General features: G+C 73.3%; 7 protein-coding genes. 5 read left to right on the top strand and 2 right to left on the bottom strand.

Features of this window, described 5'->3' with window-relative positions; all coding sequences use genetic code 11:
- The first annotated feature begins 99 nt into the window (after nucleotides 1–99).
- Complete coding sequence (locus tag ACFW9D_RS37715; RefSeq protein WP_384629938.1) at nucleotides 100–762, top strand: DedA family protein; 663 nt, start codon at nucleotides 100–102, stop codon at nucleotides 760–762.
- 36 nt (nucleotides 763–798) lie between these two features.
- Here the strand turns inward: ACFW9D_RS37715 and ACFW9D_RS37710 are convergent, their stop codons facing one another.
- Nucleotides 799–1,344: a gamma carbonic anhydrase family protein gene (locus tag ACFW9D_RS37710; protein WP_188340173.1), complete on the bottom strand. Its 546-nt coding sequence runs from the start codon at nucleotides 1,342–1,344 to the stop codon at nucleotides 799–801.
- Nucleotides 1,345–1,471: 127 nt separating this feature from the next.
- On the opposite strand from ACFW9D_RS37710, the gene ACFW9D_RS37705 reads away from it, so the two are divergent.
- Entirely contained in the window at nucleotides 1,472–2,215 is a 744-nt protein-coding gene (locus ACFW9D_RS37705) for an acyltransferase (RefSeq protein ID WP_384629936.1), read from the top strand.
- A 17-nt stretch (nucleotides 2,216–2,232) separates the two neighbouring features.
- Here ACFW9D_RS37705 and ACFW9D_RS37700 read toward each other — a convergent pair whose 3' ends face one another.
- A complete protein-coding gene (locus ACFW9D_RS37700) occupies nucleotides 2,233–3,129 on the bottom strand; it encodes a LysR family transcriptional regulator ArgP (RefSeq protein ID WP_223206215.1) in 897 nt (298 codons plus the stop codon).
- 96 nt (nucleotides 3,130–3,225) lie between these two features.
- On the opposite strand from ACFW9D_RS37700, the gene ACFW9D_RS37695 reads away from it, so the two are divergent.
- The 3 genes from ACFW9D_RS37695 to ACFW9D_RS37685 all read left to right on the top strand — a co-directional run bounded on the left by ACFW9D_RS37695 (nucleotide 3,226) and on the right by ACFW9D_RS37685 (nucleotide 5,846).
- Nucleotides 3,226–3,843 (top strand): LysE/ArgO family amino acid transporter, encoded by a 618-nt coding sequence (locus tag ACFW9D_RS37695; protein ID WP_188340175.1) that lies wholly within the window; start codon nucleotides 3,226–3,228, stop codon nucleotides 3,841–3,843.
- 72 nt (nucleotides 3,844–3,915) lie between these two features.
- On the top strand, nucleotides 3,916–5,208 hold the full coding sequence (locus tag ACFW9D_RS37690; protein WP_384629933.1) for an MFS transporter: 1,293 nt from the start codon (nucleotides 3,916–3,918) through the stop codon (nucleotides 5,206–5,208).
- A gap of 65 nt (nucleotides 5,209–5,273) precedes the next feature.
- Entirely contained in the window at nucleotides 5,274–5,846 is a 573-nt protein-coding gene (locus ACFW9D_RS37685) for a helix-turn-helix domain-containing protein (protein WP_188340177.1), read from the top strand.
- Nucleotides 5,847–5,964: the final 118 nt, after the last annotated feature.

Genomic DNA, 5,964 nt, shown 5'->3' with positions numbered 1-5,964 from the left:
GCCGGGCACCAGACGCCGCCCGGCCGCCCTCCGGGCGACGGCGGGAAGGTGACGGCAGGGCCTCGGGGAGACACCGCACCGGCACGGGAGGCGACGGCGTTGCACGTCCAGGAATGGCTCGACACGATCCCGGCGGTCGCCATCTACGCCTTGGTGGCGGGCGTCATCGGCCTGGAGAGCCTCGGCATCCCGCTGCCCGGTGAGATCGTCCTCGTCTCCGCCGCCCTGCTGTCCTCGCAGCACGGCGACGTGAACCCCTTGGTGCTCGGCGTGTGCGCGACGGCCGGCGCCGTGATCGGCGACTCCATCGGCTACGCGATCGGCCGCAAGGGCGGCCGGCCCCTCCTCGCCAAACTCGGCGCCAAGTTCCCGCGGCACTTCGGGCCCGCCCATGTGGCCACCGCGGAGCGGTCGTTCGAGAAGTGGGGCATGTGGGCCGTGTTCTTCGGCCGCTTCATCGCCCTGCTGCGCATCTTCGCCGGCCCGCTGGCCGGCGTCCTGCACATGCCGTACTGGAAGTTCTTCATCGCCAACTTCCTGGGCGGCGTCGTCTGGGCCGGCGGCACCACGGCCGTCATCTACTACATCGGCGTCGTCGCCGAGGACTGGCTCAAGCGCTTCTCGTACGTGGGTCTCGGCGCGGCCGTCCTCATCGGCATCGCCTCGATGCTGATCGTCAAGCGCAAGGCCGCGAAGGCCGCCGCCAAGGCCGAGGCGGCCGAGGCGGAGACCGGGCCGGAGCCGGTGCCCGCGGGCGAGTGACGCTCCGCCGTACCGGTCCCCGGCCCCCGGGGCCGGTCAGTTCGCGTCGGCGGACTTCTCGTGGACCTCGCGGTGGGAGCGGGCCAGGTCCACGTAGACCGTGCCGTTGAAGGTCACGCCCTCGCGCTCCTCCTGCGTGAGCTCGCGCCGCACCTTCGCCGGCACGCCCGCGACCAGCGAACCCGGCGGGACGACCATGCCCTGCGGGACCAGCGCCTGCGCCGCGACCAGCGAACCCGCGCCGATCACCGCGCCGTTGAGCACCGTCGCGCCCATGCCGATCAGACAGTCGTCCTCGATCGTGCAGCCGTGCAGGACCGCGTTGTGCCCCACCGAGACGCGCTCCCCGATCGTCACCGGGAACCCGGCGTCGACGTGCACCGTGCAGTTGTCCTGGATGTTGCTGTCCGCGCCGAGCGTGATCGGCTCGAACTCCGCGCGCAGCACCGCGCCGTACCAGACGCTCGCCCCGGCGTGCAGCGTGACGTCGCCGATCAGCGTGGAGTTGGGCGCCGCGAAGGCGTCCTGGTCCAGCTTCGGTTCCTTGCCGCCGAACCCGGCGATGAGTGCCTCGTGGGCCATGCGATCCCGCTCCTTGCAAGTCGTGGCGTGCTCCGCCTGCGTCGCGCCTGAGCGAACCGTACCCGTGGGGTGAAGATCACAGGCCGTCGAGGTGGGGGAGTGCTGTACGGGTGAGTAACGTGGCGCTGTGCCAAAGAACCGGAACGTGTTCTCGTCAGGACGGCGGGCCGCCCGGGGCGGGCTCGCCCATCGCGCCGTGCAGGCCGGCTGGCGGTGGGCGCAGCGCCGCGGCGCCGTCACCGCGGAGCAGCCCGGCGGCTACCGGTTCCGCGCCATCGGCCCCGGCACCAAGCTCGCGTTCCCGCAGGGCACCGTCTTCGGTGAACCGTGGATCCGGCTCGGCGCGCACTGCATCATCGGCGAACAGGTCACCCTGACGGCCGGGATGATGCCGGACCTCGACCTCGGCCCCGACCCGATCCTGACCCTCGGCGACGGCGTCGTCATCGGCCGCGGCGGCCACGTCGTCGCCGACACGACCGTCGCCATCGGCAGCGACGTCTACATGGGCCCGTACGTCTACATCACCTCCACCAATCACTCCTACGACGACCCGCACGAGCCCGTCGGACGCCAGTGGCCCCGCATGGAGCCCGTGGAGATCGGCCCCGGCTGCTGGATCGGCACCGGCGCCGTGATCCTGCCGGGTGCCCGCCTCGGACGGAACGTGGTCGTCGCCGCCGGCGCCGTCGTGCGCGGCACCGTCCCCGACCACGCCGTCGTCGCCGGGGCACCGGCCAAGGTCGTACGGACCTGGGACGAGGAGGCCGGCTGGCAGCCACCGCTGCGCACGCCCGCGCCCCGCCCCATTCCCGCCGACATCACCCCGGAACAGCTCCTCGCGCTGTCCGAGCTGGAGGACCGGCAGTAGGTCATGGCCGTGCGGCCTCAGCGGCGCAGGGCCGTCGCCGCGGTCGCGGTCACCGCCTCGGTCACCGCCGCGAGGGCGGGCGAGTCCAGCTTCCACTGCTGCCAGTACAGAGGGACGTCCACCGGGCGCTGAGGCGCCAGCTCGACCAGCCGGCCCGCGCTCAGCAGCGGAGCCGCCTGCGCCTCGGGCACCAGACCCCAGCCGAGCCCGGCCGCCACCGACGCTGCGAACCCGTCGGACGTCGGCATCGCGTGCCGCACCCCGCCCGCCCCCGCCCCGCCGAGCTCCCGCACGAACGCGTCCTGCAACGCGTCACTGCGGTCGAACGTCATCACCGGCGCCCGCGCGAGCCCCTGCGCGAGCGGCCCGTCCAGATGCTCCCGCACGAAGTCCGGGTGCGCCGCCGCCAGATACCGCATCCGGCCCAGCGCCCGCACCGAACACCCCGCCACCGCCTCCGGCGACGAGGTCACGGCCGCCATCACCAGCCCCTCGCGCAGCAGCTCGGCCGTGCGCGTCTCGTCCTCGCGGTGCAGCTCGAACGCGATCGGCGGACGCTGCGGGACCCGGGCGAGCGCGTCCAGGAACCAGGTCGCCAGCGAGTCCGCGTTCACCGCCGCCGTCACCCGCGTCGCCCCGTCGTCCGGGCCCATCCCGAGCGCCGCGTGCGCGTCCCGCTCGAGGCGCGCCAGCTGCCGGGCGTAGCGCACCACGACCTGCCCCGACTCGGTCGGCCGCACCGGCTTCGTGCGCACGAGCAGCACCCGGCCCGTGCGCTGCTCCAACGCCTTCACCCGCTGACTCACCGCCGACGGCGTCACGTGCAGCGCGGCCGCCGCCGCGTCGAACGTGCCCTCGTCCACGACGGCCAGCAGCGTCCGCACCTGGTCCAGCGGCAGCTCGGAGATCACCACACACCACCCGTTCTCCCCCACCTTCTTAAGCCAGGCTAATGCTACGTAAAAATCTTTAGCTGTACGCGCGGTGATCGTCTCCGTAGCGTCGAGGCCATGACCGCCTCTCTCACCGCCGCGGCCGCCGGCTTCGGCACCGGCCTCTCGCTCATCGTCGCCATCGGAGCCCAGAACGCGTTCGTGCTCCGCCAGGGCATCCGCCGCGACGCCGTCCTCGCCGTGGTCGGCATCTGCGCCCTGTCCGACGCCGTGCTCATCGCCCTCGGCGTCGGCGGCGTCGGCGCGCTGGTGGTCGCCTGGCCCGGCGCGGTCACCGCCGTCGGCTGGATCGGCGGCGCCTTCCTGCTCTGCTACGGAGCCCTCGCCGCCCGGCGCGTGCTGCGCCCCGGCGACGCGGCCCTGCAGACCGAGGGCGACTCCACCGGCTCGCGCCGCCGCGCCGTGCTCACCTGCCTCGCCCTGACCTGGCTCAACCCCCACGTCTACCTCGACACCGTGCTGCTGCTCGGCTCCGTCGCCGCCGACCGCGGCCCGCTGCGCTGGACCTTCGGACTCGGCGCCACCCTCGCGAGCCTGGTCTGGTTCGTCGCCCTCGGCTTCGGCGCCCGCCTGCTCAGCCGCTTCCTCGCCCGGCCCGCCGCCTGGCGCGTCCTCGACGGACTCGTCGCCGTCACGATGCTCGCGATGGGGGCCCTGCTCATCGCCGGCACCTGAGACCGCCCGACACCGTCCGCGCCAGGACTGCGACACTGATGCCCGCACAGGTAGATGTAGCGAGCAATCAGGATGAGCGTGGACGGCACAGGCACCAGCGAGAGCAGCACCGGCACCGCGCCGGACGAGACACCGGCACGGCGGCGGCGCTGGGCGATGGACACCCGGCCGCTGCGGATCCCCGCCTACCGCCGCCTGTGGTCCTCCACGATCGTCACCGCCGTCGGCAGCCAGCTCACCGCCGTCGCCGTGCCCAAGCAGATCTACGACATCACCGGATCCTCCGCCTGGGTCGGCGCCGCGAGCCTCGCCGGACTCGTACCGCTCGTCGTGTTCGCGCTGTGGGGCGGCGCGGTCGCCGACACCATGGACCGCCGCAAGCTGCTCCTCATCACCAACTGCGGCATCGCCGGCACCTCGGTCCTGTTCTGGCTCCAGGCCGTCACCGGGCTCGGCTCCGTCGTCGTCCTGATGGTGCTGCTCGCCCTCCAGCAGGCGTTCTGGGGACTCAACGCGCCCGCGCGCAACGCCTCCATCGCCCGGCTCGTGCCCGAGGGCCAGCTCGCCGCGGCCAACGCGCTCGGCTCCACCGTCATGCAGACCGGCCAGGTCGTCGGGCCGCTGCTCGCCGGCGTCCTGATCCCCGTGATCGGCCTGCCCGAGCTGTACCTCATCGACGCGTTCGCGCTGTGCGTCACCGTCTGGGCCGTGTACCGGCTGCCCGCGCTGCCCCCGCTCGGCACCGTCGCCCGCCGCGCCGGAGTGCGCGAGATCGCCGAGGGCTTCCGGTACATCGCCCTGCACAAGGTGCTGCTGCTGTCCTTCCTCGCCGACATCGTCGCGATGGTCCTCGGCATGCCCCGCGCCCTCTTCCCGCAGCTCGCCGCCGAGACCTACGCGCCCTACGGGGAAGGGCTCGCCCTCGGCCTCCTGTTCGCGGCGATCCCCGTCGGGGCGGTGGCCGGCGGGCTGTTCTCCGGCACGTTCTCGCGAGCCCGGCGGCACGGCTGGATGGTCATCGGCGCGGTCGTCGCGTGGGGGCTCGCCGTCGCCGGGTTCGGCCTCAGCGGCAACCTCTGGCTCGCCGTGACGTTCCTCGCGCTCGCCGGGGTCGCCGACATGGTCTCCATGGTCTTCCGCGGGGCGATCCTGCTGTCCGCCGCCACCGACGAGATGCGCGGCCGCATGCAGGGCGTCTTCACCGTCGTCGTCGCGGGCGGGCCCCGGCTCGCCGACGTGCTGCACGGCTCGGCCGGCTCCGCGTTCGGGCCCCGCGCGGCCGTCGTCGGGGGCGGGCTCCTGGTCGTCGTCACCATGCTGGGCCTCGCCTGCGCCATGCCCGCGCTGCGCCGCTACCGGGTCTGAGTACAGTTTGCTGCACGTCGGGGTGCAACCAGGTGTGCCCCTCCAGGCCCCTCGATGGACGGAACGTGTCGGACCTCGACCTGCTGACCCAGTCGCTCGCCCGCAACGTCAGGCACTGGCGCACCGAGCGCGGCTTCACCCTCGACACGCTCGCCTCCCGGGCCGGGGTCAGCCGGGGCATGGTCATCCAGATCGAACAGGCCCGCACCAACCCCAGCATCGGCACCGTCGTCAAGATCGGCGACGCGCTCGGCGTCAGCATCACCACCCTGCTCGACTACGAACAGGGCCCGAAGGTGCGGGTCGTCCCCGGCGACCAGGCCGTCCGGCTGTGGTCGACGGAGGGCGGCAGCCACAACCGGCTCCTCGTCGGCGCGGAGGCGCCCGGCCCGTTCGAGATGTGGGAGTGGCGGCTCGCGCCGGGTGAGGGCAGCCCGTCGGACCCCCATCCGCAGGGGACGGTGGAGCTGCTGCACGTGACCTCCGGTGAGCTGGCCCTGGTCGTCGACGGGGTCGTGCACCGGGTGCCGGCGGGGGCCAGCGCGACGTTCGAGGCGTCCGTCGCCCACGAGTACCGGAACGATGGCTCCGCGCCGGTGGAAATGATGCTGGCGGTCTCGGTGCCCTTCGAGCGCTGAGGCTCTTTCGGTCTCGTCGCCGGGTGCGGGTGCGTGGGGGCTGGTCGCGCAGTTCCCCGCGCCCCTGATGAGGCTGCGCCTCATCGGGGAAATGCGACCCGAAGGGTCTGCATTTCAG

It is taken from the genome of Streptomyces sp. NPDC059524 (assembly GCF_042749255.1).
In the GTDB taxonomy this organism is placed as follows: Bacteria; Actinomycetota; Actinomycetes; order Streptomycetales; family Streptomycetaceae; genus Streptomyces; species Streptomyces xanthii.
Note: the sequence above shows the minus strand (reverse complement) of the source record. Positions and strands in the feature narration are given on the sequence as shown.